Genomic DNA, 25392 nt, shown 5'->3' on the forward strand with positions numbered 1-25392 from the left:
TCGTCCCTGTTTTATACAGGGACGGGCTTTTTTGTGTTGTAATGGAATCAAATACCTGTAATTTGTTCGAACAATAAGAAGGAGTGAAACTCAATGTCAGAATTACTGAAAATATCTTTTCCTGACGGAGCGGTTAAGGAGTTTGCTAAAGGCACAACAACTGAAGACATCGCTGCATCCATCAGTCCTGGTTTAAGGAAAAAATCCATTGCCGGAAAATTCAATGGTGAATTATATGATTTGAAACGGCCGATTGAACAAGATGGTTCAATCGAAATCGTCACACAGGACACAGCGGATGCTCTTGAAGTATTGCGTCACAGCACAGCGCACTTGATGGCACAGGCGATCAAACGTTTGTACAAAAACGCTAAATTCGGCGTAGGTCCAGTCATCGAGGGCGGCTTTTACTATGATATGGATCTGGAGGAATCATTGACTCCCGAAGACCTTCCATTGATTGAAAAAGAAATGAAGAAAATCGTCAACGAGAACTTGGAAATTTCCCGCATCGAAGTAAGTCGTGATGAAGCGATTTCCCGTTTTAAAGAAATAGGCGACGAGTATAAATTGGAGTTGATCGATGCAATTCCTGCCGATCAGCAGGTAACGCTTTATGAGCAGGGTGAATTTTTTGACCTTTGTCGTGGAATTCATGTTCCATCAACTGGGAAAATCAAAGAATTCAAGCTATTGAGCATCGCTGGAGCATACTGGAGAGGCGATAGCAAAAACAAAATGCTGCAACGTATTTACGGTACGGCTTTCTATAAAAAAGAAGATTTGGCCGAACACCTGCGTTTCCTTGAAGAAGCAAAGGAACGTGACCATCGTAAAATCGGTAAAGAATTGAACTTGTTCATGAGCTCACAGAAAGTGGGGCAAGGGCTGCCGATGTGGTTGCCAAAAGGAGCGACCATCCGCCGGACAATCGAAAGGTATATCGTGGACAAGGAAGAACGGTTGGGTTATGACCATGTCTACACACCTGTAATGGGTAGCGTGGACCTTTATAAAATTTCTGGACACTGGGATCATTACCAGGACGGCATGTTCCCTGTCATGGAGATGGAAAACGAACAGCTTGTCCTGCGTCCGATGAACTGCCCGCATCACATGATGGTCTATAAAAACAGCATCCACAGCTACCGGGAACTGCCAATCCGGATTGCCGAGCTAGGCTTGATGCACCGCTATGAAATGTCAGGTGCCCTTTCAGGCCTTCAGCGTGTACGTGGGATGACATTGAATGATGCACACATTTTTGTCCGCCCCGACCAAATCAAAGAAGAGTTCAAGCGCGTTGTGAACCTGGTTCTGGAAGTATATAAAGATTTCGATATCAAGGATTATTCATTCCGTCTGTCATATCGCGATCCGCAGGATACAGAAAAATACTTCGATGATGATGACATGTGGGAAAAAGCGCAAAGCATGTTAAAAGGCGCCATGGATGAACTTGGTCTGGATTACTTTGAAGCGGAAGGTGAGGCGGCATTCTACGGTCCTAAGCTTGATGTTCAGGTACGTACTGCTTTAGGGAAAGATGAAACGCTTTCCACTGTTCAGCTTGATTTCTTGCTTCCTGAACGTTTTGATCTTAATTACGTCGGTGAGGACGGCAAGCAGCATCGTCCGGTTGTTATCCACCGCGGTGTCGTTTCCACAATGGAACGTTTTGTCGCTTACTTGATCGAAGAATACAAGGGGGCATTCCCGACTTGGCTTGCACCTATCCAAGCACAAGTGATCCCGGTCTCACCTGAAGTGCACTTGGATTATGCGAAAGAAGTACAGGAAAAACTTAAGGCGCAAGGCATTCGTGTCGACCTGGATACACGTGACGAGAAAATCGGTTACAAAATCCGTGAAGCGCAAATGCAAAAAATCCCGTACATGCTGGTTGTTGGAGACAACGAAGCCAAAGAAGGCAGCGTGAATGTACGTAAGTACGGTGAACAAAAATCCGAAACGATCGCTTTTGAAGATTTCGTTTCAGCGATTAAGGCTGAAGTAAGCCGTTAACATCAAAAAGAGGGGCACATATAGTTGTGTCCCTCTTTTTAATTATGGCATGATAAAATGAAACCATCATGTGAAAATATGTACAGCAATGAAAAGGAGGGGCAGCATGAAAAAGAAATTTACTTATCTATTCGGACCGACATTCCTTGTCATCATCATCTTATTGTTATTGGATGGTTATCGACAATATGCCATCGTCCCGGTCCTGTTATTTTGGATAGCCCTATTTTCTTGGGACGCCATTGAGAAAAAGAAAAAGGCGAAAGAAAACTCTTAACATTTGATGGCTTCTGTCAGTATGGACTGTAACCAAAGGGGGAGTGGGGATAAATGGAGATTAGAAAGGCTTCAAGGGAAGACGCGGATAACTTGGCTGCTCTGTTCAATCATGTTGAAGATTCCGGGTATATGCTGTTCAACCCTGGAGAAAGAAAAGCGACAGCGAAACAAATGGAGAAGCAAATGGAGCAAATCGAAAAAAATCCCCTTTCCGTTTTCCTCGTTGCTGCTAGCGGCCATGAACTGTATGGTTACCTGATCTTATTGGGCAATCAAATGGGCCGAACGAGGCATTCAGCCAAAATCGTCATCGGCATCAATGAAACTGACCGGGGAAAAGGCATTGGTACGAAGCTATTTCAAAAAATGGAGGAGCATGCACGGACAAACGGAATCCGGCGCCTGGAATTGTCCGTGATTGCAAACAACGCCCCTGCGCTTTCCTTATATCGAAAGATGGGTTTTGAAAAGGAAGGAATAAAGCGGGAATCATTGTTTTTTGATGGGAAGTATCATGATGAATATTTTTTGTCCAAATTACTTTAAAAAACGTATTGTCAAATAACTGAATGTCTGATAATATTAATTTTGTTGTGAAAAACGAATAAATTAGCATTTGACAAGTCATCAGTGTTTATGATATATTTCTAAAGTGAATTGAATACGTGTTTGATGAAAAGAAGAAGCACCCGCTTCTCACCTGGTTGACGCAAACAATGCAGTTAACAGGTCATGATTTGATTATTTGGATCTTTCTGAATGAGTCTATCAGTGTGGGTGCAGCATGCATCCACACTTTTTTATTATGATTATATCCTGTAAGCGAGTTGTGAGCGTGACCGAATTTATTCAAATATTCGTATTCGCCAATATCTTTGGAGGTGGCTAACTATTAGTAAAGACGCGATGGTAAACGAGGGCATCCGAGCCCGTGAAGTTCGTCTTATTGACCAAAACGGAGAACAACTTGGAATTAAAACGAAATTCGAAGCATTGGAAATTGCCGCTCGTGTAAATCTTGATCTAGTTTTAGTTGCTGCAAATGCAAAGCCTCCGGTAGCCCGGATCATGGACTACGGAAAACACCGCTTCGAGCAGCAAAAGAAAGACAAGGAAGCACGTAAAAATCAAAAAGTCATCAGTCTGAAAGAGGTTCGTTTGAGCCCGACGATTGAAGAACACGATTTCAATACGAAGCTTCGCAACGGTATTAAATTCCTTGAAAAAGGCGATAAAGTAAAAGCTTCTATCCGATTCAAAGGACGTGCCATTACGCATAAGGAAATTGGTCAACGTGTACTCGTTCGTTTTTCTGAAGCATGTAAAGAAGTGGCTACAATCGAGCAACACCCAAAAATGGACGGGCGCAGCATGTTCATTATCTTAGCACCGAAAAACGAAAAGTAATTGTAAAGTAATTTGTAATGAGGAGGAATACCTTATGCCTAAAATGAAAACTCACCGCGGATCTGCTAAACGTTTCAAAAAGACTGGATCCGGCAAACTTAAGCGTTCTAACGCTTACACAAGCCATTTATTTGCTAACAAATCTACTAAGCAAAAGCGTAAGCTTCGCAAAGCTAGCCTTGTAAGCAAAGGTGACTTCAAACGTATTCGTCATATGCTAGACAACATTAAATAAGTTCGATTTATCGAGTTAAATAGGAGGGAAATAACATGCCACGTGTAAAAGGCGGTACTGTTACTCGCAAACGTCGTAAAAAGGTAATAAAATTAGCTAAAGGTTACTATGGCGCGAAACATATTCTTTTCAAAGTAGCTAACCAACAAGTAATGAAGTCAGGAAACTATGCTTTCCGTGACCGTCGTCAAAAGAAACGTGATTTCCGCAAACTTTGGATCACTCGTATCAACGCTGCAGCACGCATCAACGGTCTTTCTTACAGCCGTTTAATGCATGGTCTAAAGCTTGCTGGTATCGAAGTGAACCGCAAAATGCTTGCTGATCTTGCTGTTGCTGACGATCAAGCTTTTGCTCAATTAGCAACTGCTGCTAAACAACAATTAGACAAATAAGTCTGACTGATACAGCCACTCTCTTTTCAAGAGGGTGGCTTTTTACATATTTAAAGGAGGGAATAAGGATGCAAGGAGTATGGTTCATTGCTGCTTATATGATCATCACAAACATCATCGGGTTTGCCTTAATGGGAATCGACAAAAGGAAAGCGCGTAATGGGGAGTACCGGATCAGTGAAAAGACACTTTGGTTTTGGGCGGTTATAGGCGGAGGGACTGGGTCCTTTTTGGGGATGAAGCAATTCCGCCATAAGACGAAGCATGCCGCTTTTAAGTGGGGCCTGCCGATATTGATGATTCTTCAGATAGGCTTATTGATTAAGATATTCATTCAATTGTAATATGTAGCCGCTATAATGTATATGCTTGTAGAAGCAGCAAAGAGTAGCTGGAGGGAGAGCATGAATGATAAACTGACACTTGTGATGAGCTACGTTCAATCAGGAAGCGTGTTTGCACCGTTGATTTTTATCACTTTTCATTTATTAAGGCAATTTTTATTCATTCCCGTCATTGTGGTTTGCATGTCTGGAGGAGTATTATTCGGGGCAGCTTTTGGAACCATCTATTCGGTAATCGGTTTGACGTTGTCCAGTATGGCCTTTTATTTCGTGATAGGCAAATTTCCGAAAACAAAGGATAGGCTGCTGCGGCTTAAGAATAAGCTTTTTGGAAACCGAAAGCTAAACAGCCGGCAAATTGCAGTACTGAGGCTAATACCATTCATTCACTTTTACTTGCTGTCGCTTTGCTTATTGGAATCCAATAAAGGGCTGAAAAATTATTTTTATCTATCCTTCATGACTAATCTCCCTGTAGCATTCGTATATACGGTTTTTGGCCACTATATTGCAGATTTCAGTCCAACCCTGATCGTCATCATTTTATTATCCTTAACCTTATTGCTCTATTTATTGAGAGAGAAACAGACGGTCGTTCCCTGGAAGGAATTTTTTCGTTCAGATGATTAATATAGAGCCTTGAGTACATTTTTCTCAAGGCTCTTCATTACGTGTGATTTTTTTTCATTTTTGTAAAAATTCCTTAACAGGGCTTTTCCAATCAATAACGGCATCCGGATATTGTTTTTTTATGGCTTCCTCGATTTTTAAAAAGTCATTTCGCTTCAAGCCTTTTAGGCCGGCCACTTTCTTGGGCCATATGAAGATGGAGATGACCTCAAAGGAGCGTTCCGTCGTCCCTAGATACTTTTCCCCTTCAAACATCACCCCGTTGTACGTCAATAAAAAATTCTTTCGTATATTGGCTGTATCGTCGAGCAGAAAGAACTTTTTCTGTTCATGTGCCAGCTCTAATTTTCTTTTCGGATTAAATAGATATTTGATGACTGTATATATTAAGAAAATGATGAGAGCCAAAAGAATGAACCGCATGATCAATACCATGGAGCTACCTCCTTAAACAGAGTGATTCCCTTCATTTACGTATGGGTTTTTAATAAGTTTCATTTATTTGATATAATTTAGGGGAAGACAAGGAAAGAAGTGATGAAAATGAACATAGGTAAATTAATGGAAATGCAGGCAGCTTTGGATGAGCATATACAATCAAAGCATGAATTGGGTTCTGAAGACTTGGTGGAACGGAAGATACTTGCTCTTTTAGTGGAGCTTGGTGAGCTAGCCAATGAAACGAGATGTTTTAAATTCTGGAGTCTTAAAGGCCCCTCTGATAAAGAAACGATTTTGGCTGAATACGTGGATGGCATTCATTTCATTTTGTCACTCGGGATCGAACGGGGATTTGTACCGGAAGTTCCATCTGCCCCAACCATGCATCAGGAGGATTTGACTGTTCAATTTACTGCTATTTACGGCTACATCAGTGAATTTCGCACACAGTTGACAGAGTCATCCTTCCAAAAGGTATTTGCTGCGTATTTACATTTAGGGGAGTTGCTTGGATTTTCGGCAATGGATGTGGAAAAAGCTTATGTAAGCAAAAATGAAGTGAATTACGAAAGGCAAAAGCAAGGCTACTGATTGTTTATGTAATCGATTGTCTGTATAATTATTCTTGTAATGTAAGTTATAGGGAGGTAAAAGAATGGCTCAATTGGATGAAACGTTAAAGATGCTTCGGGACTTAACGGATGCTAAAGGCATTGCAGGAAATGAAAGTGAAGTAAGAAAAGTGATGACCGAATACATAACACCATTTGCGGATGAAATATCGACAGATGGCCTGGGGAGTTTGATTGCCAAGAAAACGGGGGATGAAAACGGACCGAAAATCGTCGTTACCGGGCATATGGACGAAGTCGGATTCATGATCACCCAAATTGATGATAAAGGATTTTTGCGTTTTCAGCCGGTAGGGGGCTGGTGGTCACAGGTAATGCTGGCCCAGCGCGTGACGATCGTTACAGGTAAAGGTGATATAACTGGCATTATCGGTTCCAAGCCGCCACATATCCTGTCAGCCGATGCAAGGAAGAAGCCGATTGATATTAAAGATATGTTTATTGATATTGGTGCATCCAGCAAAAAAGAGGTTAAGGAATGGGGCGTCAAGCCAGGGGATATGGTTGTGCCATATTTTGAATTCACGGTCATGAATAATGAAAAGATGCTTCTCGCCAAAGCCTGGGACAATCGAATTGGCTGTGCAATCGCCATTGATGTGCTTAAACAGCTGAAAGAAAGCGACCATCCTAATGTAGTATATGGAATTGGCGCAGTGCAAGAAGAGGTCGGCCTGCGTGGCTCCAAAACATCCACATTCAAAATTCAGCCGGATATCGGCTTTGCCGTCGATGTCGGCATTGCTGGTGATACACCGGGGGTTTCCGAAAAAGAAGCGATGAGTAAGATGGGGGAAGGCCCGCAAATCGTCATCTATGATTCATCGATGGTGGCACATAAGGGATTGCGCGATTTCGTCACCGACACGGCTGATGAAATGAATATTCCTTATCAATATGAATCGATTCCAGGCGGCGGGACGGATGCCGGCTCCATCCATTTAACGGCAAATGGTGTTCCCGCTCTGGCGATCACGATTGCCACACGCTACATTCATTCACACGCAGCAATGCTTCACAGGGATGATTATGAGAATGCAGTTAAGCTCATTGTCGAAGTGATTAAACGCCTCGATCGCGAAGCGGTTGATCGGATCATTTACGAATAATATAGTGAAAGTAAAAAATGGAGAGGCCTAATTTAGGTCCTCTCCATTTTCTATTTCTTATTACTACTTATCTTCGACGATTATATAGACCGCTTTGATGGGGCCATGGACTCCGACGACAAGGTCCATTTCGATATCAGCAGAGTTGCTCGGGCCTGTTATGAAATTGATGCAGGAAGGAACGACCTCGCCCCGTTTAACTTTTGAACGGATGGCCGCAGCAGCCTGGGTCATTCGCGGTACGATGGTGCTTTTTGGAATGATGGAAACATGGCAAGAAGGAAGGAAGCTGATGGAACGGCCGTGATCCTTGTCGCTGAACAAGACGACGGTCGCTGATTCTGCTAATGTCATCTCACTGAATGTGATTCCGATGTTAGCACTTTCGGCTTTTTCGATATTTTCTTTGCCGGCTTGGTGATCCCATATATGGACATCTTTTTCCTTTAAGATACCCTCTAACCCATAGTCGGAAAACCGATCGTCCTTAGGGATGATCAAGGGTCCGTTTCCAAGCTCCTCGATCACCTGTGTTAAACAATGCATCACTTTCTTGGAGTCGGTAACGTGAAATTGAGTATGCACCCGTTTACATTGCTCCTCCAATTCCGCGACAAGCTCATTTGGTGTCGCATGTTTCAAAACTTCTTTTTGGGGGGCGTGCTTCCATTCCGGAACGGAGATGCCTTCCGTAATAGGACCCCTTCCCAGGTTTTTTGCTATATTGTTTAAAAATGTCCCTTCATTATGGATGGTTCCATTCATGATGGTTTCCCTCCTTTTTCCCGATTTTTGAACCAGTCCCGAAAGCTCTCTTTCCCTGGAGCAGGGAACTCGCGGCTTTCTGTCCAAGTTTTGAGCGGTCCCGGTCCTTTCGAGATGATATCCCCCGTTTTAAAAGGGGACATCGCTGATGGTGCGATTTTGGAGCCGAATTTATAAAGCATAGGCGATGCCGCACCAATTCCGAAGGCCTTCATGGCCATCTTTTCTGAAAACGGCGCCATTTTTTCCTTTTCAACGATGACTTCCCGATGCTTCCTCAGTAAATCATGGAGAGGAATCTTTACCGGACAGGCATCTGTACAGGCGGCACAAAGAGTGGAGGCATATGGAAGTTCCTTGAAATCATCATAACCTCCGAGTAAAGGTGAAAGCACAGCACCGATTGGTCCGGGGTATATTGAACCATATGAATGACCGCCAACCTGGCGATAGACTGGGCAGACATTTATACAGGCAGCACAGCGAATGCATTGAAGAACGGATTGAAACTCAGTTCCCAAGATGGAGGAGCGTCCATTATCCACGATCACAAGGTGAAACTCCTCGGGTCCGTCTACATCACCTTCATCACGCGGACCGGTAAGTGCGGTGATGTAACTGGTCAATCTTTGGCCGACAGCGCTTCTTGTCAATAAGCTGACAAGGACTTCGAATTCATCGAATGTAGGTACAAGCCGTTCCATTCCCATCACGGTGATTTGCGTTTTTGGGAGGGCGGTGACCAAATCTGCATTTCCTTCATTCGTCACCAAACCGATCGAGCCCGTTTCCGCAATCGCAAAATTACAGCCGGTAATGCCCACATCGGCGCTTAAGAAATCTTTCCGCAGAATGCCCCGGACATGGGCGGTAAGCTCTTCCGGCTTTTCAGTTTGCGTATATGCAAGCTTTTCTTTAAAAACATCCCTAATCTGCTCCTTATTTTTATGGAGAGCAGGTGCGACGATATGGGAAGGGGGATCATGATCATCCACTTGTAAAATGTATTCACCAAGGTCCGTTTCAACGACATCGAGGCCAACTGCCTCAAGAGTGGCATTCAAATTGATCTCTTCCGTGACCATCGATTTGGATTTCACGACCTTTTTGGCATTCTTTTTTACAATAACATCCTTGATGTAACCGCTTGCTTCTTCAGCCGTTTGAGCGAAGAAGACATGACCGCCTCTTTTCGAAACATTTTCTGCGAGCTGGTGCAAATAGAAATCAAGGTTACTAAGCACATGCTGCCTGATTTCTTCCCCAAGGGAACGCCAATCCTCCCAGCTTCCCAATTCATCAACGGCAGTCAGCCGCCGTCCGTGTAATCGTTCTTGGGCACTCGATACGGCCAATCGCATAAAATCATTATGTATTCCTTCATCCACCCGGTCTTTAAACTTGGCAGAGCTGGTTTTCATAGCCATAATTTTTTCCCCTCCTCGCTTTCTTTAAATACTATTCAGGACTTCCGCAATATGAAGCACTTGCACCGGTTGCCCCTTCCTTTGGATCCGCCCGCCGATATTCATCAAACATCCTGCATCCCCGCCGATTAAAAAATCTGCCCCGGTATCTTCAATATTGCAGACTTTCTCCTCGACCATCTGCCCGGAAATGTCACCCATCTTGACCGAAAAGGTTCCCCCGAACCCGCAGCAGTTTTGGGCATCCGGAAGTGGTGTCATTTCCAGCCCCCTGACATGGCTTAACAAAATGGCAGGTGCTTCCTTGACCTTAAGCAGCCGTGTCATATGGCATGAAGTATGATAAGTGGCCTTTCCCTTAAGGGTCGCCCCGACGTCGGTCACTTTTAAGACATCCACGATGAATTGGGTCAATTCATATGTTTTAGCCGCTAATGATGCCGCTTTCTTTTCCCATTCGGCATCCCCTTTGAATAGGGCCGGATATTCCTTGAACATCGCTGCACAGGAACCGGAAGGGGTTACGATGTATTCAGCATCCGCGAACGTTTTAATCATCTTTTTCATGGCTTCCTTCGATTCCTTCGTATACCCGCTATTATATGCCGGCTGTCCGCAGCATATCTGGGATTCCGGGAAATCGATCTCACAGCCTAATCTCTCGAGTAGCTCCACTGTCGCTTTGCCGACATTGGATTGAAACAAATCGACTAAACATGTTGCAAAGAGAGTAACTTTCAATCTGAACTCCTCCTATTTCAAATAAGTTAACAGGTCATCTGATGACTAGAAAATGGAAAAAGGAAATGGTTTAGAGAATATACCAATTTCCATGATTTTTTAAATGAGATAATCGTTTTCAAAATAATATATCAATTTTATCCTTTTTTGTATAGGGTATTTTTGAAATTAATGAAAGGTCAACTATGCTTTTACTGATTTTTTTGGATGACCCGGTCCAGTGATTCCTCGACGCTTTGAAGGTGAAACAGCATGGCACTGCGGGCTCCGTCTTCATCCTGTGCCAAGATTGCATCATAAATCCTGACATGCTGCTGATAAAGCTGCTTAAGTGTCATCTCTTCGGAATAAAGCGCAACCCGACGGATATCACGCATCTTTTCCGTCATTAATTCTGAAACATGGTTCATCAATGTAATCAGCAGCTCATTTTGTGATGCGTTTGCCACTGCAACATGGAAGGCGATATCCGCTTTATCACTAAGTTCTTCATCATCTGATACCTTTTCCATATTAAAAAGCCTGTCCTTGAGTTCGATAAGGTTTTCTTCCGTTCTTTTTTTCGCTGCCACTTCTGCCGTACCGGACTCAAGTATTTTCCGAACTTCCAGTAAATGCTTGATATTGTCTTGATCCATCAAAAGGGCGGCAGACAAGGGGTGGTTCATGATGGCGGGGTCGAAGGTTTTAACGAATGTTCCTTCACCTTGTTTTATTTCAATAAGACCCATTGAACTCAATGCACTTAATGCTTCACGGATGGCCGGGCGCCCGACTTGGAAATTTTCCGCAAGCTGCTGAATCGAATCCAATTGTTCACCTGGTTTCAGGCTGCCTGACCGAATCATTTCATAAAGTTCATCGCTGACTTCTTCATAAATTTTTTTCGGCTTTATTTTTTTATATACCAAGTAGTAGCACCTCTATTTTCTATGAGTTTCTCTGATTAATATTATATAACACAAATGCTATATGACACTTCCAGAAGGGTGAAAAATCAACAAAAAATAAAAAAAATCTTGATTTTATATTTTCAATCATTTAATTTTAATGAGTACTCATCAAGTCATCTGATGACTTTGAATATTTCGGTATGTAAGGGGTTTCAATTAGCGATTGATTTCTGAATTTTTTAAAAAATCTATAGAAAATGGAGTCGAAATGAATGACATGGACACAAAACTTTACGCCGATCACCGATAATTTAGTTTTATCATCTCTTGCCGCACTCATTCCAATTCTTTACTTTTTCTGGGCACTTACCATCAAACGTATGAAAGGTTACATTGCAGGTATAACCACTTTGCTTGTAGCTCTTGCAGTGGCTGTATTGATATACGGAATGCCTGCAGGAAAAGCAGTGATGTCTGCTTCACAGGGAGCCGTATATGGGCTGCTCCCAATCGGATGGATAATCATCACTTCCGTATTTTTGTACAAAATGACTGTTAAAAGCGGACAATTCAATATCATTCGTTCTTCAGTGCTTTCGCTTACGGAAGACCGCCGTCTCCAGGCATTATTGGTGGCATTTTCTTTCGGGGCATTTTTAGAAGGTGCCGCGGGATTTGGAGCACCTGTTGCCATTTCGGCTGCGCTTTTGGTCGGTCTCGGATTTAACCCGCTATATGCAGCCGGAATTTGTTTGATCGCGAATACCGCTCCGGTAGCATTCGGGGCAGTTGGAATACCGATTATCGCCATGGAAGGCCCTACTGGCATAGCCGCCATGGAGATCTCAAAAATGGTCGGCCGCCAATTGCCATTCCTTTCGGCTTTCATTCCGCTTTATCTCATTTTAATAATGACTGGGTGGAAAAGGTCGCTTGAAGTCCTGCCGGCAATTTTGGTTTCCGGATTTTCCTTTGCCATCACACAGTACTTAAGTTCAAATTTTCTTGGGCCCGAACTACCGGACATCCTTTCCGCGTTAGTGTCACTATTTGCATTGGCAATCTTCCTTAAATTCTGGAAACCTAAAACGATCTTTCGCTTTGCCTCCGAGGAAACGGCAGCCACTGTCGAACCTTTATATACAGCCGAAGCGGAGACAAAATACTCGAAATGGCAGATATTCCATGCTTGGTCACCATTCCTTCTGTTAACGCTTTTCATAACAATATGGGGGATGAACCCAATAAAGCCGGCACTCTCCGGACATTATGAAGGCACCAATGTGCTGCTTGGCGCAATCAATGAAATCGGGAAGCTATTAACCTTCCAAATCGAAGTCCCAGGTCTGCATAATGAGATAATCGGAAGCAATGGATTGCAGATTGCGGCTTTCTATAAAATAGAACTGCTCGGGGCAGCCGGGACTGCCATTTTACTGGCTGCAATCGTAACGAAGTTCATCGCACACATGTCTGCAAAAGACTTTTATAGCACCTTTGTTGAAGCGATGAAAGAGTTGGCAAAGCCCATCTTGATGATTTCTACCGTGGTGGCCTTTGCCTACGTGACGAATTCTTCAGGAATGTCGACAACATTAGGGATGACCCTTGCAAAATCGGGTGATTTATTTCCGTTCTTCGCACCGGTTCTCGGCTGGCTAGGGGTGTTCATTACCGGATCGGATACATCAGCAAACCTCTTATTTGGCAGTCTGCAGAAAGTGACCGCTCTTAAAGTTGGGATGGAACCGGTGCTGGCGCTGGCGGCGAACTCTTCCGGAGGGGTCACCGGAAAGATGATCTCACCACAATCGATAGCGATTGCATGTGCTGCCGTTGGCTTGGCGGGCAGGGAATCGGAATTATTGAGATTCACGCTCAAACATAGTCTTTTCTTATTGCTGCTTGTTTGTGTGATTACCTTCTTGCAAAATGGCGTCCTTTCCTGGATGATTCCATAAGTAGAATGAGGCTCCCTTTTCATAGGGGAGCCTCGAAATATTTTTCAAGCCCATACAAAAAAGGAGGACATATAATGCAATTGGCAGCTGTGGCAGGGAAATTGGTTCATGAGGTTCGGAAACTGATTGAAGAGGAAATCATCATTATTGATCATGCTGGCACAATTATCGCCAGCACCGACAGCAGCCGTATTGGATCTTATCATGAAGGAGCCATCCACGCTTTCAACAATCGTGAGAAATTGATCATCAACAAACAGGATGAACGAAGTTGGAAAGGAGTGAAGGCAGGTATAAACCTACCTATTTTCTTCAACCAGGAAGCCGTTTGTGTCATTGGAATTACAGGTGACCCCAAACATGTTTCCCCTTATGCGGAACTATTAAAAAAGATGACGGAGATGTTCATTCAGGAAAGCTATCATTTCGAACAAGCAGAATCCCAATCACGTCTGATGGAATTCTTTGTATTTGAATGGCATCAGCTGCAGACGTTCAATGAACATTTCCTTCAGAAGGCCAAGTTGCTTGGGGTCGATGTTCATGCAGACCGAATCATCACTCTTGGGGAATTCAAGACTGAGGAAATCATTGAACCTCATGTATGGAGAACGCTTCAGATTTACATAAGCCAGCAGCATCCCAATGACATCGCAGTCCGTTGGGGGAGGAACCAATTCGTCATTCTTTCAATAGCCGATTTCATCGGTTCAAAAAACCAGCAATATAAGAAACTAAGTAAACTGCAAAAAAAGCTAGAGGAGAGTTCGGGTTATAAAGTGTGTGCAGGAGTAAGTTCGCGTGCATCAGGATCCGCTTTCAGGTCGGCGTTTTTTAAAGCGGAACGTTCCTTGAAAATCGCGTGTCCTTCATCAGGGATCATATTTGACGAGGACTTGAAGCTTGAGGTCCTGTTTGATGAAGTTACCGCTGAAACAAAACAGGAATATTTATCCAGGACAATTCAGGAGCTGCTTCCTAATGAGGAGCTGCTTAAAACCCTCTCCATGTATTTTGCATGTGATCTATCTTTGAAGGAAACAGCCGCAGCCCTGCACATCCATATCAATACCCTTCATTACAGGCTTAAGCGCATAGAAGATTTGACCCGACTGAACCCTAGGAAGCTAGCCGATTTAGTCACTATGTATCTAGCGGTAAGAGTATTGGATAAACATACAAAATAATTCTCTGGAAAGCACTAAATTCTATATATTCATACATAGAAGGCCAAGTGTTTTTTTTCTTATACTTACAACATATAAAAAATCTCGAAATTTCCTATGTTTATGAGGAGGATGTACATGTTAACAAAACAGGTTAAGCAGCTACTTCTTACCATCGTCGGTCAGGAGAATTACGATGACTCGAAAGTGGAATGTCTAGTCTATTCATATGATGCAACGCCAGGCTTTCAAGCGATGCCGGATGCTGTCATTAAACCGGGCAGCACAGCTGAAGTCGCAGCCATCGTCAAAGTTTGTAACGAATATAATGTTCCGATCGTTCCACGCGGGTCTGGGACGAATTTGAGCGGAGGCACCTGCCCGACAGAGGGTGGGCTTGTCCTTTTATTCAATCGAATGAATTCATTACTTGAAATAGATGAGGAGAACTTAACGGCTACCGTACAGCCTGGGCTCATCACATTGGACTTGATTTCAGCAGTTGAAGAGAAGGGATTGTTTTATCCGCCGGATCCGAGTTCGATGAAAATCTCCACGATTGGCGGCAACATTAATGAGAACTCTGGCGGACTGCGAGGATTAAAGTACGGAGTCACCCGTGATTATGTCATCGGGCTTGAAGTTGTCCTTCCGAACGGGGACATCATTCGAACAGGGGGCAAGCTTGCCAAAGACGTAGCCGGATATGATTTAACGAAACTATTTGTCGGATCGGAAGGGACCTTGGGAATCGTTACGGAAGCGATCCTAAAGCTGATCCCCATGCCGGAAACGACAAAGACGATGCTTGCCTTATATCAAGATCTGGATGCTGCAGCCCAGTCAGTGGCCAAGATCATTTCAAATAAAATCATTCCTGTTACATTGGAATTTCTGGATCGGCCGACTTTGATAGTTGTTGAAGACTTCGCGAAAATCGGTTTGCCCACCAATGTGGAAGCGGTCCTGCTGATTGAACAGGATGGGCCGCCTGAAGTGGTGGAACGTGATATGAAAAGGATGGCCGATATCTGTCTAGAGGAGAAGGCGGTTTCAGTGGAAATTGCCGAAACGGAATCTGACGCTGTCGCCTTGAAAACAGCAAGACGGACAGCCCTTTCCGCACTGGCACGCCTAAAGCCGACAACCATTTTGGAAGATGCCACCGTTCCCCGCTCGGAAATTGCCAAAATGGTTAAAGCAATTAATGAAATCGCAGACAAGCATGACGTGGATATTTGCACTTTTGGTCATGCTGGGGATGGGAACCTGCATCCAACGTGCATTACCGACGCTCGTGATCATGAGGAAATGGAGAGGGTGGAGCTCGCTTTTGCCGACATTTTTGCCGCGGCTATCGACCTTGGCGGGACGATTACCGGTGAACATGGTGTAGGAGCGATGAAGGCCCCGTATCTTGAATGGAAGCTGAAGAAAGAAGGGATTGACGCAATGAGGGCGATTAAACAAGCTTTCGATCCCAATAACATCATGAATCCCGGCAAAGTATTTGCCAAGGAAACCAGGAAAAGAGTGGTGGTTACTTCATGACGACAGTTCAGGAAAGGAAAACCATTGCCATTCAATTCGCGGAAAAAATGAATGAAGATGAATTGTTGAATTGTATGCGCTGCGGCTTTTGCTTACCCCATTGCCCGACATACATAGAATCGGGGCTAAAGGAATCCCATTCACCAAGGGGCCGGATCGCACTTATGAAAGCGGTGGCGGATGGTGTGATTGAGCCTGATGAGGATGTAGAACGTTCGTTGAGTCTTTGCCTCGGCTGCAGGGCTTGTGAGCCTGTGTGTCCTTCAGGTGTCAAATATGGACATCTTCTTGAAGAAGCAAGGGATATCATCCATCAGAATAAAAAACACAGTTACCCTGTAAAAACGATTCGCAAGGCCGTCTTTAGTGGGTTATTCCCACACCAGGAGCGAATGCAGGCCATGACGAGTTTGCTTGGCTTCTATCAGAAATCAGGACTGCAATACATTGCCCGTAAAACGGGAGTCCTCAGCCTGCTTCCGGATAATTTGGCAACCATGGAAAAAGTGCTGCCGAAAGTCCCGAAAAAATCAGAAATGAAAAATAGGCCGACCAAGCTGCCTGCAACCGGAACGCCGCTCAAAAAGGTGGCTTTCTTTTCCGGCTGCTTGATGGATACGATGTTTTTGGAGACGAACAAGGCCACATTAAAGCTTCTTCAGCTGGCCGGATGTGAAATCGTGATTCCGAAATCCCAGGCATGTTGCGGGGCGCTGCACGGACATAGTGGCGAAAAAGAAGGTGCTAAGCAACTGGCCAAGCGTAATATAGAAGCTTTTGAAGCAGAGGAAGTTGATTATATTATTACGAATGCCGGCGGATGTGGAGCTTTTCTCATAGATTATGACCATCTGCTCCAAGCTGAACCAGAATGGCACGACCGTGCAATCGCATTTAAAAATAAGTTGAAAGATATCAGCGAGATACTTGTTGATTTGCGTTTCCAGGAAAAGGTTCGCTTGAAATTGCCGGCTCAATCGGTAACTTTTCAGGATTCCTGTCACTTACGGAATGTGATGAACACCTCATTGGCTCCGCGAGTTCTCCTTCAATCGATAGAAGGAATCGACTTCAGGGAAATGAAGGATGCGGATCGGTGCTGCGGCTCCGCAGGGATTTATAATATTGTTGAATCAGAGATGTCCATGAATATTCTTGACTCTAAAATGGAGCACACGAAATCGACACAGGCCGATATTGTTGTAACGGCAAACCCTGGCTGTTTGTTACAAATGCAATTGGGGATCGAGAGGGAAAACTTGGGGGATTGTACGAAAGCAGTGCATATTGCAGACCTGCTAATAAAGGCTGTGGCTTTATAATAGAAGAAAAAAGAATGTAAATAGAAAATAAATGTAATTATTTGGTTAAACATTACATTTTAATAAATGAGGAATCCCTTGTAAAGTCTGGATTTTAGAAAAAAATGCGTTCTGTGCTGAGAACGAATTGTAAAAGTTATAACAAAAAAGAAATATTGATTCCTCGTTTACTTAGGACCATGGCGGGTAGTGTTTATATATAGCATCCACTAAACGAAACAACAAAACCTAAGGAGGAATGTAAAATGAATAAAACAGTATATGGAGTTTATGAATCAAACGCAGAAGTGATCCAAGCAATTAATGCACTTAAGGCAAAGGGTTTTGAAGGGGACGATATTACTGTCGTCGCGGACAAGGAAGAAACATTGGATTTCACGAACCACAAACGCGAAACGGATGTTCATACAATGACGAATGTTCCTAACGACGAATCGTTTATGGACAAGGTGGCACGTTTCTTCATGCCGGAAGATACGGCAGATCTTTCAACAAGATTGGCGAATGCAGGCCTTTCGAATAATGAAGCGGCTGAACATGTCTTTGATGTAGAGAACGGAAAAGTCCTGGTTCTGGTTGAAGAAGGTGAAGGCCATCTTGGAACGGCAAAAGATAAATTCACGACCGGAACAATGGACACTGCCGGTACAAGGCTTGATACAAACTCCACCAACCAACTATTTAACGGCACTGAAAAAACCGATGCATTAAATAAAGAAGATGTATATGGAGTCAACGGACACGGCCGTGAATTGCCAGAGGATGAAAGGACGCTTACACTACGCGAAGAACAGCTGAACATCGATAAAGAAAAAGTTCAGACAGGTGAAGTCGTCATTAACAAAGAAGTCAATGAACAGCATAAAACGATAAATGTCCCTGTTGAACACGAAGAAGTGACAGTCGAGCATAGATCAGTTTCAGGGCGTGAAGCGAATCTGGAAACCGGGAGCATTGAAGATGGGGAAACAATCAGGATCCCTGTTGTTGAAGAAAAATTGGAAGTTTCGAAAAAACCGGTCGTCTCTGATGAAATTGTCATCAAGAAACATGCTGTACAAGAAACGGAACAAGTTCAGGATACTCTTAAAAAGGAAGATATTCAGCTTGATAGTACAGATGATTCGATCGTGAATGAGAAAAAGGCAACTGAACATAGAACCGACCGCTTCTAAGCTTGAAGGAAAAAGCCTGCAGTTTTAAAACTGCAGGCTTCTTTTTGATTTTAGAGACTTATTAAAGGTTCGAGCCTAGGGAAGGCAAACCTTTTTGTTTAATTAGCACCCATCAGGGTATAAATACACATAAGAAGAAATATCGGAATAATAGGAGGAGGAAGAAGCATGGGAAAAACATTATATGGTGTTTTTAATACGGAAAGAGAACTAATCCAGGCTATACAATCCCTCAAGGGAAAGGGGGTCCATGAAGGAGAAATAACGGTAATGGCTGATAGGAAAGAAGATTTGGATTTCGTCAATGAAAAGCGTGATCCGGATGTCGAAGTCGTTACTAACTCAAATGAGGATTCCTTCATTGATAAGATGAAACATTTTTTCCTGAACGAGAGTTCTGAAGATATAAGGAACCGACTAGGTGAGTTAGGGCTTGCCGATAGTGAAGCCACTGCTTATATAAATGAAGTGGAGGCTGGAAAATTCCTGATTCTTTTAGATGAATCGAAAACCGTATCAGCACGAGAGAACATAACTTCCAACCGTATCGAGGATACGGACGAACCTGCAGAGAATCCGATTAAAACAGGAGTGGTGAACAATCCGGACCCTAACCTTTTTCCTGAAACAACAGCGAATGCCTATCAATCAGGAGAAGTGGAAGCACAGCCAGGAAGAAGTGAAGAGCTTCACGGGAATTCAGCTAACATCTTTGAAAATGAAGAACTGGGTACGAAGCGAGCTCAAGAAAGGGAAATCTGGGGGAACTCCACGGAAAAATTCAAGAAGCAAAAACCAGGTAATCATGAAGGAACACTGGCAAGCGACCCTCATGCAGACCCGTTTTCTGCCGATACTGACAAAGCCCTCGATGCCCGAGGATCACTGGATCAGACTCTGAGCCCGAATGCGAGCGGACAGCAAGAGGAAGGCTTGCAAGAAGAATACATCAAAAATCGAATCAATACCGACAATCTGTAATACGCAAAAAGAACAGCCTGCACAAGGCTGTTCTTCAGTTTGTGGATAAAGAGGGTTTCGGAAAATATATCTTTCATCAAATTATGTTCCCGAAAAATCTGACCCAAAGCAACATCTTATATCCTCCGATTTGATATAGTTGATTGGAGCGAGTCGGTGCCTGGAATGGAAATCAACGTCCAAGTTGTACAAGCCATAAAGAAATTGCAGGCAAACTCGATTCTTCATCTAGTTTGTCTACAGGCTTTTTTTAAAAAATCCTTTAGGCAAAGGGTTTTCCCGTTCATTAGTTGCGAATTTCCGCTATACTATTTGCTTGTTTAATGTTAAAGCCGCAAGGTATAATGACTAAGGAATTTTATTTTTAGTAGAGTAACAAGGAGAGGGAGAAACATGGAAAAAAACGTATATGGTGTTTTTGACTCTAATCCGGAAATACTTGCTGCAATTCAAGACTTAAAAGCTAAAGGCATATCTGGCACCCAAATGACAGTGGCAGCTGATATAAAAAATCACGTGCAGCTTGGAAATGAACATACGGATATACTGATCATTGCCAATCAGGATAAGGAGGACACTCTTTTCTTGAAAATTTTCCATTACTTCACAGATGAAGGGTCTGGAGATTTACGCAGCTTTTTCACGAAATATGGCTACTCTTTTGCTGAGACAAAAGCGATGCTTGAAGAAGTGAGCTCAAAAAAACTCATCTTGCTGCTTGATGAAGAAGTCTCCATCGAAAAACTTAAGGCTGGCGAAGCGAAATCAAAAAAATAACAGCCTGCTAAGGCTGTTATTTTTTTAATCCTGCTTCGAGGGCAGTGATCATTTCCTGTTTTTCCTGCTCGGATGAATTTTGCCAGATGACCTCGAATAATACTCCCAATCCAGGAAGCATTTTTTCCTCGCCATTTTGTATGGCATCGACAATCGTGTCTTCCAGCTGCTCTTGCGAATTTCCAGATACATTTTGGATGATCGCATTACGTAAGTTTAAATTCATAATTATTCCTCCTCTAACACATAATGACTGACATTAATAGCATTTCACAAACTCGCATGCAATATGTATGCGAATTGCGTTATAATAGGAAAATCAGTGTGAAGTTAAAGGAGCGTTTACCCTTGAAATATATCGAATCCGTAAAAAACCCGCAAGTTAAGCATTGGAAAAAACTTTTGACCAAAAAAGAACGCGATAAAACAGGTAAATATTTAATCGAGGGTTTTCACTTAGTTGAAGAAGCCTTAAAAGAAGAAATCGTCTTGGAAGTGATCATAAATGAAGAAACTGAAATGCCTGCCCATTTTAAGGTGGAAGGCACAGAACTCATTTATGTGAAAAATGATATTATGAAGGCGATATGCGATACCGAAGCCCCGCAGGGAATTGCCGCGGTTTGTGAACAGAAATCAACGAGCATGGCGTCCATCAATCCGGATAAGCTATTGTTGATCGATGCCGTTCAAGATCCGGGTAATATTGGAACGATGATCAGGACAGCGGATGCTGCTGGAATCGATGCGGTCATACTTGGCGAAGGGTGTGCCGACTTGTATAATCCCAAAGTGGTCCGTTCGACGCAAGGAAGCCTCTTTCATATGCCTGTCATTAAAGGGAACCTTTCCGAAATCATCGATGAGCTGAAGCAAGGCGGCACACCGGTTTATGGCACGGCATTAGAAGGCGCATCACCATTTGAGGAAGTGGAAAAGTCTTCCCGATTTGCCCTCCTGGTCGGTAATGAAGGCCAAGGGGTATCAAAAGAATTATTGGTGAAAACGACTAAAAACCTTTATATTCCCATCTACGGAAAAAGCGAATCATTGAATGTGGGTATCGCTGCCGGGATTTTAATGTACCATTTACGAAAATCGATTTGAAACGGCCGAAGAATTATAATATAATAAAACAGAATTTTATAATGAAACGACGATGACAAAGACTAGTAGCTTTAGTTAACCATATCCAGGGAGAAAATGCCTTGACTGAAAGCATTTTTATGGCACTGCTTAAGTGAATTCACCTTTCGAGTTGGCATTGGGAAGACAGGATGTCTGAAAAATGTTCCGGTGAAGAGCCGTTATTTTTAATGAAGTGAGTGCAGAAGTTTTTTTGTTTTGTGCACTAATAAGGGTGGTACCGCGATACATAAACCTCGTCCCTTTAGGGATCGGGGTTTTTTTGTGTTCATTTTTACAAAAGGAAAATAAAGGAGGAAGACATGATGCAGGAACGTTTACTAGAACTGCAGGAAGAAGCGTTGCAAAAAGTTGCCGCCGCTTCCGAATTAAAAGAACTGAATGAAGTCCGTGTTGCTTATTTAGGGAAAAAAGGGCCAATCACTGAGGTATTGCGCGGCATGGGTAAATTATCTGCCGAAGAACGCCCGAAAATCGGGGCACTTGCCAATGATGTACGGGAAGCGATCGCAACAAAGATCGAGGAGAAGCAAAAAGCACTTGAAACTGCGGCAGTCAATGCAAAGCTAGCAACTGAAACGATTGACGTCACACTTCCAGGACGTCCGGTAAACAAGGGGAACCTTCATCCATTAACACGTGTCGTGGAAGAGATCGAAGACTTATTCATCGGTATGGGTTATACGGTCGCGGAAGGCCCTGAAGTTGAAAGCGACTATTACAACTTCGAGGCACTTAACTTGCCAAAAAGCCATCCGGCACGTGATATGCAGGATTCCTTCTACATCACGGATGAAATCCTGATGCGTACGCATACGTCACCTGTTCAAGCAAGAACGATGGAAAAACATAAAGGTCAAGGTCCTGTTAAAATCATTTGCCCAGGAAAAGTATACCGCCGTGATAACGATGATGCGACACACTCCCATCAATTCCAGCAAATTGAGGGCTTGGTCATCGATGAGAACATCAGCATGAGCGATCTGAAAGGAACACTAGACGTATTTGCGAAAAAAGTATTCGGGCAAGACCGTGAAATCCGTCTTCGTCCTAGTTTCTTCCCATTTACCGAGCCTTCCGTCGAAGTCGATATTTCTTGTAAAATCTGCGGCGGTAAAGGCTGCAGCGTTTGTAAACAAACAGGCTGGATCGAAGTGCTTGGCGGTGGAATCGTACATCCGAACGTCCTTGAAATGGCTGGCTTCGATTCCAAGAAATACTCTGGATTCGCATTTGGAATCGGTGTGGAACGGATTGCCATGTTGAAGTACGGCGTGGACGATATCCGTCATTTCTATACGAATGATGTTCGATTCTTAAAACAATTCAACCATCACGAAGCATAAATTTTTTATTTTAAAAAGGAGGACCTACCATGTTTGTGTCATATAAATGGTTACAAGATTATGTTGACCTTTCAGGCATCAATGCGACGGAGCTAGCTGACAAAATCACGAAAAGCGGCATTGAGGTTGAAGGGGTAGAAAAGAAAAGTGAAGGGCTAAAAGGGGTCGTCATCGGGCATGTCCTAGAACGTGAACAGCATCCAAATGCGGATAAATTGAATAAATGCCAAGTTGATATCGGGGCTGAAAATCCCGTTCAGATCATCTGTGGAGCACCGAATGTCGATAAAGGCCAAAAAGTCGCAGTCGCTACTGTTGGCGCGGTCCTTCCAGGTAACTTCAAAATCAAGAAAGCGAAACTTCGCGGAGAGGAATCGCACGGGATGATATGCTCGCTTCAGGAATTGGGCTTCGAATCCAAGCTCGTTTCCAAGGATTATGCTACAGGTATCTTCGTCTTCCCTAATGATGTGGAAGTAGGGAAAGATGCATTGGAGGAACTTGGTTTAAGTGATGAAGTGCTGGAACTTGGGCTGACTCCAAACCGTTCCGACGCTTTGAGCATGCTTGGTGTTGCATACGAAGTGGGAGCCATTCTAGGCCGGGAAGTGAAATGGCCGGTTGTCGAGAAAGAAGAGGCAGCTGAAAAAGCAACTGATTATATCAGTGTCAAAGTGGAAGCGAAAGAAGATAACCCGATATACATGGCTAAAATCATCAAGGATGTAAAGGTCGGCCCTTCACCGCTTTGGATGCAGACTAGGTTGATGTCTGCAGGTATCCGACCTCATAATAATGTCGTGGATATCACGAACTACATTTTACTTGAATACGGCCAACCGCTCCATGCCTTTGATTATGACCGCTTTGGTTCAAAGGAGATCGTCATCCGCAGAGCGAAGGATGCTGAAAAAATCGTAACATTGGATGAAACTGAACGCACTTTGACACCTGACCATTTAGTGATCACAAATGGCAGCGAGCCTGTTGCGATAGCTGGTGTTATGGGCGGAGCTGATTCCGAAGTTAAAAATGATACGACGAACATCATTATTGAAAGTGCATATTTTGCAGGTACAGTAGTTCGTAAAGCATCAAAGGACCATGGATTACGCAGTGAAGCCAGTGCCCGCTTTGAAAAAGGCGTCGACCCAGCACGTGTACGTGAAGCTGGAGAACGTGCTGCACAATTGATTGCGCAATATGCAGGCGGAACAGTCTTACAAGGAGCAGCAGAAGTTGACGAATTGACAATGGAACCTGCAGTCATTAGCATCACTCTTGAAAAAATCAACACACTTCTTGGCACAAGCATGACCGTATCAGTTGTGGAATCAATCTTCAAACGTCTGCAATTCGGCGTTGAACTTGACAATGAAACATTCACAATCACAGTCCCGACGCGCCGTGGTGATATTACGATTGAAGCTGATTTAGTCGAAGAGGCTGCACGTTTATATGGATATGATAACATTCCCGCTACACTTCCAATCGGCTCTGCTACCCCAGGCCAATTGACTGACTATCAAATTAAACGGCGGAAGGCACGCCGTACACTTGAAGGCGCAGGCCTTTATCAAGCGGTGACCTATTCACTGACAAGCCAGGAAAAAGCGTCCCAATTTGCATTGGAAGCAAGAGAATCCATACGATTAGCAATGCCAATGAGTGAAGAACGGAGCCAGCTGCGTTTAAGCATCGTGCCTCAATTGCTGGAAGTCGTGAAATATAACAATGCCCGCCAAATTGATTCACTGGCACTGTATGAAATCGGTTCGGTATTCTTTAAGCGTGACGAACAAGAGCTGCCTGAAGAAAAAGAACATATTGCTGGAGCAATCACAGGCCTATGGGAGTCACATCTATGGCAAGGTGAAAAGAAACCAGTGGATTTCTTTGTAGCCAAAGGCGTGATCGAAGCATTATTCGACACACTTGGATTAGCTGATCAAATCAGTTACCGCCAAGCGGAAATCAACGACATGCATCCAGGACGGACAGCGGAAGTACTATTGAATGGTGAAGTGATTGGCTTTATCGGCCAAGTGCACCCAACTGTCCAAAAAGACTTGGATATTAAAGAAACATACATTTTCGAACTTTCCTTAAAAGCATTGGCAGAAGCCGAAGTCGCGCCGATTGCTTACCAAACCATTCCGCGCTATCCATCAACCACACGCGATATCGCGCTCGTTGTGGATCAAGCTACGAAAGCCGGGGACATTCAGGAAATTATTGAAGAAGCCGGTGGCAAATTGCTTAAAGAAGTAAGCATCTTCGACCTATACGAAGGTGAAAGAATGGAGGAAGGCAAGAAATCCATTGCCTACTCACTGAAATACTTCGACCCGGAACGTACTCTAACGGACGAGGACATTACAAAAGCACATGATAAAGTGCTTGAAGCCGTTAAAGAAAAAGCTGGCGCAGAGCTAAGAGGATAAAACCAAAAAGACAGCTCCCTGAATCTTGGGGAGCTGTCTTTTAGGATTTTACGAGTAAATAGTGCAAACTCACGAGTAAATTGCATAATTCACGAGTAAATGGAGCGAACTCACGAGTAAATGACGTGAATTCACGAGTAAATAGCGTGAATTCACGAGTAAATAGCGTGAACTCACGAGTAAATGGCGCAAACTTACGA

At 43.5% G+C, this 25392-nt stretch carries 26 protein-coding genes and 2 other annotated features; of the genes, 20 read left to right on the plus strand and 6 right to left on the minus strand.

Annotation, left to right across the window (positions count from 1 at the left end):
- Window positions 1–93: 93 nt before the first annotated feature.
- The 8 genes from thrS to LQ188_RS10415 all read left to right on the plus strand — a co-directional run bounded on the left by thrS (window position 94) and on the right by LQ188_RS10415 (window position 5315).
- Complete coding sequence (thrS, locus tag LQ188_RS10380) at window positions 94–2025, plus strand: threonine--tRNA ligase (RefSeq protein WP_230176762.1); 1932 nt, start codon at window positions 94–96, stop codon at window positions 2023–2025.
- A gap of 106 nt (window positions 2026–2131) precedes the next feature.
- Complete coding sequence (locus LQ188_RS10385; RefSeq protein ID WP_157831018.1) at window positions 2132–2302, plus strand: hypothetical protein; 171 nt, start codon at window positions 2132–2134, stop codon at window positions 2300–2302.
- Window positions 2303–2355: 53 nt separating this feature from the next.
- Entirely contained in the window at window positions 2356–2850 is a 495-nt protein-coding gene (locus tag LQ188_RS10390) for a GNAT family protein (RefSeq protein ID WP_230176763.1), read from the plus strand.
- Window positions 2851–2975: 125 nt separating this feature from the next.
- Window positions 2976–3112 (plus strand) — a sequence feature (ribosomal protein L20 leader region).
- Window positions 3113–3210: 98 nt separating this feature from the next.
- On the plus strand, window positions 3211–3711 hold the full coding sequence (infC, locus tag LQ188_RS10395) for a translation initiation factor IF-3 (protein WP_034309072.1): 501 nt from the start codon (window positions 3211–3213) through the stop codon (window positions 3709–3711).
- 34 nt (window positions 3712–3745) lie between these two features.
- The gene (gene rpmI, locus LQ188_RS10400) at window positions 3746–3946 is read left to right on the plus strand and encodes a 50S ribosomal protein L35 (protein ID WP_034309070.1); all 201 of its coding nucleotides are present in this window, start codon (window positions 3746–3748) and stop codon (window positions 3944–3946) included.
- Between the two features lie 35 nt (window positions 3947–3981).
- Complete coding sequence (rplT, locus tag LQ188_RS10405; RefSeq protein WP_101222880.1) at window positions 3982–4341, plus strand: 50S ribosomal protein L20; 360 nt, start codon at window positions 3982–3984, stop codon at window positions 4339–4341.
- 68 nt (window positions 4342–4409) lie between these two features.
- On the plus strand, window positions 4410–4685 hold the full coding sequence (locus LQ188_RS10410) for a DUF1294 domain-containing protein (RefSeq protein WP_101222879.1): 276 nt from the start codon (window positions 4410–4412) through the stop codon (window positions 4683–4685).
- Window positions 4686–4745: 60 nt separating this feature from the next.
- Window positions 4746–5315 carry a VTT domain-containing protein gene (locus LQ188_RS10415; protein WP_101222877.1) on the plus strand — a complete coding sequence of 190 codons (570 nt, stop codon included), beginning with the start codon at window positions 4746–4748 and terminating at the stop codon, window positions 5313–5315.
- 54 nt (window positions 5316–5369) lie between these two features.
- On the opposite strand, the gene LQ188_RS10420 is transcribed toward LQ188_RS10415, so the two are convergent.
- Window positions 5370–5750 (minus strand): sigma-w pathway protein ysdB, encoded by a 381-nt coding sequence (locus LQ188_RS10420; protein ID WP_101222875.1) that lies wholly within the window; start codon window positions 5748–5750, stop codon window positions 5370–5372.
- A 108-nt stretch (window positions 5751–5858) separates the two neighbouring features.
- Here LQ188_RS10420 and LQ188_RS10425 point away from each other — a divergent pair, with 108 nt between their 5' ends.
- Both LQ188_RS10425 and LQ188_RS10430 read left to right on the plus strand, forming a co-directional pair.
- On the plus strand, window positions 5859–6347 hold the full coding sequence (locus tag LQ188_RS10425) for a dUTP diphosphatase (protein ID WP_230176856.1): 489 nt from the start codon (window positions 5859–5861) through the stop codon (window positions 6345–6347).
- A 64-nt stretch (window positions 6348–6411) separates the two neighbouring features.
- A complete protein-coding gene (locus tag LQ188_RS10430) occupies window positions 6412–7497 on the plus strand; it encodes a M42 family metallopeptidase (protein WP_101222873.1) in 1086 nt (361 codons plus the stop codon).
- A 63-nt stretch (window positions 7498–7560) separates the two neighbouring features.
- Here LQ188_RS10430 and LQ188_RS10435 read toward each other — a convergent pair whose 3' ends face one another.
- The 4 genes from LQ188_RS10435 to LQ188_RS10450 form a co-directional block, all read right to left on the minus strand.
- Window positions 7561–8265 carry a lactate utilization protein C gene (locus LQ188_RS10435; RefSeq protein ID WP_230176857.1) on the minus strand — a complete coding sequence of 235 codons (705 nt, stop codon included), beginning with the start codon at window positions 8263–8265 and terminating at the stop codon, window positions 7561–7563.
- Window positions 8259–9689: a LutB/LldF family L-lactate oxidation iron-sulfur protein gene (locus tag LQ188_RS10440; protein WP_230176764.1), complete on the minus strand. Its 1431-nt coding sequence runs from the start codon at window positions 9687–9689 to the stop codon at window positions 8259–8261. Before LQ188_RS10440 ends, LQ188_RS10435 begins: the two co-directional genes overlap by 7 nt.
- 24 nt (window positions 9690–9713) lie before the next feature.
- On the minus strand, window positions 9714–10430 hold the full coding sequence (locus tag LQ188_RS10445) for a (Fe-S)-binding protein (RefSeq protein ID WP_101222868.1): 717 nt from the start codon (window positions 10428–10430) through the stop codon (window positions 9714–9716).
- 191 nt (window positions 10431–10621) lie between these two features.
- Window positions 10622–11341, minus strand: coding sequence for a FadR/GntR family transcriptional regulator (locus LQ188_RS10450; protein WP_101222867.1), 720 nt, complete (start codon window positions 11339–11341; stop codon window positions 10622–10624).
- A gap of 254 nt (window positions 11342–11595) precedes the next feature.
- Between LQ188_RS10450 and LQ188_RS10455 the strand changes: the two genes are divergently transcribed.
- From LQ188_RS10455 to LQ188_RS10485, 7 genes are all read left to right on the plus strand, one after another.
- Window positions 11596–13284, plus strand: coding sequence for a lactate permease LctP family transporter (locus LQ188_RS10455; protein ID WP_101222866.1), 1689 nt, complete (start codon window positions 11596–11598; stop codon window positions 13282–13284).
- A 74-nt stretch (window positions 13285–13358) separates the two neighbouring features.
- Complete coding sequence (locus tag LQ188_RS10460; protein ID WP_230176765.1) at window positions 13359–14471, plus strand: sugar diacid recognition domain-containing protein; 1113 nt, start codon at window positions 13359–13361, stop codon at window positions 14469–14471.
- Between the two features lie 117 nt (window positions 14472–14588).
- Window positions 14589–16001, plus strand: coding sequence for a glycolate oxidase subunit GlcD (gene glcD / locus LQ188_RS10465; RefSeq protein ID WP_230176766.1), 1413 nt, complete (start codon window positions 14589–14591; stop codon window positions 15999–16001).
- Entirely contained in the window at window positions 15998–17323 is a 1326-nt protein-coding gene (locus tag LQ188_RS10470; RefSeq protein ID WP_230176767.1) for a (Fe-S)-binding protein, read from the plus strand. The genes glcD and LQ188_RS10470 overlap by 4 nt, the downstream gene beginning before the upstream one ends.
- A 245-nt stretch (window positions 17324–17568) precedes the next feature.
- Window positions 17569–18498: a YsnF/AvaK domain-containing protein gene (locus tag LQ188_RS10475; protein WP_230176768.1), complete on the plus strand. Its 930-nt coding sequence runs from the start codon at window positions 17569–17571 to the stop codon at window positions 18496–18498.
- Window positions 18499–18666: 168 nt separating this feature from the next.
- Window positions 18667–19479, plus strand: coding sequence for a general stress protein (locus LQ188_RS10480; RefSeq protein ID WP_230176769.1), 813 nt, complete (start codon window positions 18667–18669; stop codon window positions 19477–19479).
- Between the two features lie 393 nt (window positions 19480–19872).
- Window positions 19873–20256 (plus strand): general stress protein, encoded by a 384-nt coding sequence (locus tag LQ188_RS10485; RefSeq protein WP_101222856.1) that lies wholly within the window; start codon window positions 19873–19875, stop codon window positions 20254–20256.
- Window positions 20257–20272: 16 nt separating this feature from the next.
- Here the strand turns inward: LQ188_RS10485 and sspI are convergent, their stop codons facing one another.
- Entirely contained in the window at window positions 20273–20482 is a 210-nt protein-coding gene (gene sspI / locus LQ188_RS10490) for a small acid-soluble spore protein SspI (protein WP_057911488.1), read from the minus strand.
- Window positions 20483–20604: 122 nt separating this feature from the next.
- On the opposite strand from sspI, the gene LQ188_RS10495 reads away from it, so the two are divergent.
- The 3 genes from LQ188_RS10495 to pheT all read left to right on the plus strand — a co-directional run bounded on the left by LQ188_RS10495 (window position 20605) and on the right by pheT (window position 25192).
- Window positions 20605–21363, plus strand: a complete 759-nt coding sequence (locus LQ188_RS10495) for an RNA methyltransferase (RefSeq protein ID WP_101222854.1) — start codon at window positions 20605–20607, stop codon at window positions 21361–21363.
- Between the two features lie 43 nt (window positions 21364–21406).
- Window positions 21407–21649 (plus strand) — a binding site (T-box leader).
- Window positions 21650–21707: 58 nt separating this feature from the next.
- A complete protein-coding gene (gene pheS / locus LQ188_RS10500) occupies window positions 21708–22748 on the plus strand; it encodes a phenylalanine--tRNA ligase subunit alpha (RefSeq protein ID WP_098370018.1) in 1041 nt (346 codons plus the stop codon).
- Window positions 22749–22777: 29 nt separating this feature from the next.
- Window positions 22778–25192, plus strand: coding sequence for a phenylalanine--tRNA ligase subunit beta (gene pheT, locus LQ188_RS10505; protein ID WP_230176770.1), 2415 nt, complete (start codon window positions 22778–22780; stop codon window positions 25190–25192).
- The last annotated feature ends 200 nt before the right edge of the window (window positions 25193–25392 follow it).

Source organism: Peribacillus sp. Bi134, from assembly GCF_918698065.1.
In the GTDB taxonomy this organism is placed as follows: Bacteria; Bacillota; Bacilli; order Bacillales; family DSM-1321; genus Peribacillus.

Coding starts and splice junctions, on each gene's coding strand:
- pheS (WP_098370018.1), top strand. CDS start 21,708: ATGCAGGAACGTTTACTAGAACTGCAGGAAGAAGCGTTGCAAAAAGTT.
- infC (WP_034309072.1), top strand. CDS start 3,211: ATGGTAAACGAGGGCATCCGAGCCCGTGAAGTTCGTCTTATTGACCAA.
- rplT (WP_101222880.1), top strand. CDS start 3,982: ATGCCACGTGTAAAAGGCGGTACTGTTACTCGCAAACGTCGTAAAAAG.
- LQ188_RS10420 (WP_101222875.1), bottom strand. CDS start 5,750: ATGGTATTGATCATGCGGTTCATTCTTTTGGCTCTCATCATTTTCTTA.
- LQ188_RS10485 (WP_101222856.1), top strand. CDS start 19,873: ATGGAAAAAAACGTATATGGTGTTTTTGACTCTAATCCGGAAATACTT.
- pheT (WP_230176770.1), top strand. CDS start 22,778: ATGTTTGTGTCATATAAATGGTTACAAGATTATGTTGACCTTTCAGGC.
- LQ188_RS10475 (WP_230176768.1), top strand. CDS start 17,569: ATGAATAAAACAGTATATGGAGTTTATGAATCAAACGCAGAAGTGATC.
- LQ188_RS10425 (WP_230176856.1), top strand. CDS start 5,859: ATGAACATAGGTAAATTAATGGAAATGCAGGCAGCTTTGGATGAGCAT.
- LQ188_RS10470 (WP_230176767.1), top strand. CDS start 15,998: ATGACGACAGTTCAGGAAAGGAAAACCATTGCCATTCAATTCGCGGAA.
- glcD (WP_230176766.1), top strand. CDS start 14,589: ATGTTAACAAAACAGGTTAAGCAGCTACTTCTTACCATCGTCGGTCAG.
- LQ188_RS10480 (WP_230176769.1), top strand. CDS start 18,667: ATGGGAAAAACATTATATGGTGTTTTTAATACGGAAAGAGAACTAATC.
- LQ188_RS10385 (WP_157831018.1), top strand. CDS start 2,132: ATGAAAAAGAAATTTACTTATCTATTCGGACCGACATTCCTTGTCATC.
- LQ188_RS10415 (WP_101222877.1), top strand. CDS start 4,746: ATGAATGATAAACTGACACTTGTGATGAGCTACGTTCAATCAGGAAGC.
- rpmI (WP_034309070.1), top strand. CDS start 3,746: ATGCCTAAAATGAAAACTCACCGCGGATCTGCTAAACGTTTCAAAAAG.
- LQ188_RS10410 (WP_101222879.1), top strand. CDS start 4,410: ATGCAAGGAGTATGGTTCATTGCTGCTTATATGATCATCACAAACATC.
- sspI (WP_057911488.1), bottom strand. CDS start 20,482: ATGAATTTAAACTTACGTAATGCGATCATCCAAAATGTATCTGGAAAT.
- thrS (WP_230176762.1), top strand. CDS start 94: ATGTCAGAATTACTGAAAATATCTTTTCCTGACGGAGCGGTTAAGGAG.
- LQ188_RS10460 (WP_230176765.1), top strand. CDS start 13,359: ATGCAATTGGCAGCTGTGGCAGGGAAATTGGTTCATGAGGTTCGGAAA.
- LQ188_RS10455 (WP_101222866.1), top strand. CDS start 11,596: ATGACATGGACACAAAACTTTACGCCGATCACCGATAATTTAGTTTTA.
- LQ188_RS10440 (WP_230176764.1), bottom strand. CDS start 9,689: ATGGCTATGAAAACCAGCTCTGCCAAGTTTAAAGACCGGGTGGATGAA.
- LQ188_RS10390 (WP_230176763.1), top strand. CDS start 2,356: ATGGAGATTAGAAAGGCTTCAAGGGAAGACGCGGATAACTTGGCTGCT.
- LQ188_RS10430 (WP_101222873.1), top strand. CDS start 6,412: ATGGCTCAATTGGATGAAACGTTAAAGATGCTTCGGGACTTAACGGAT.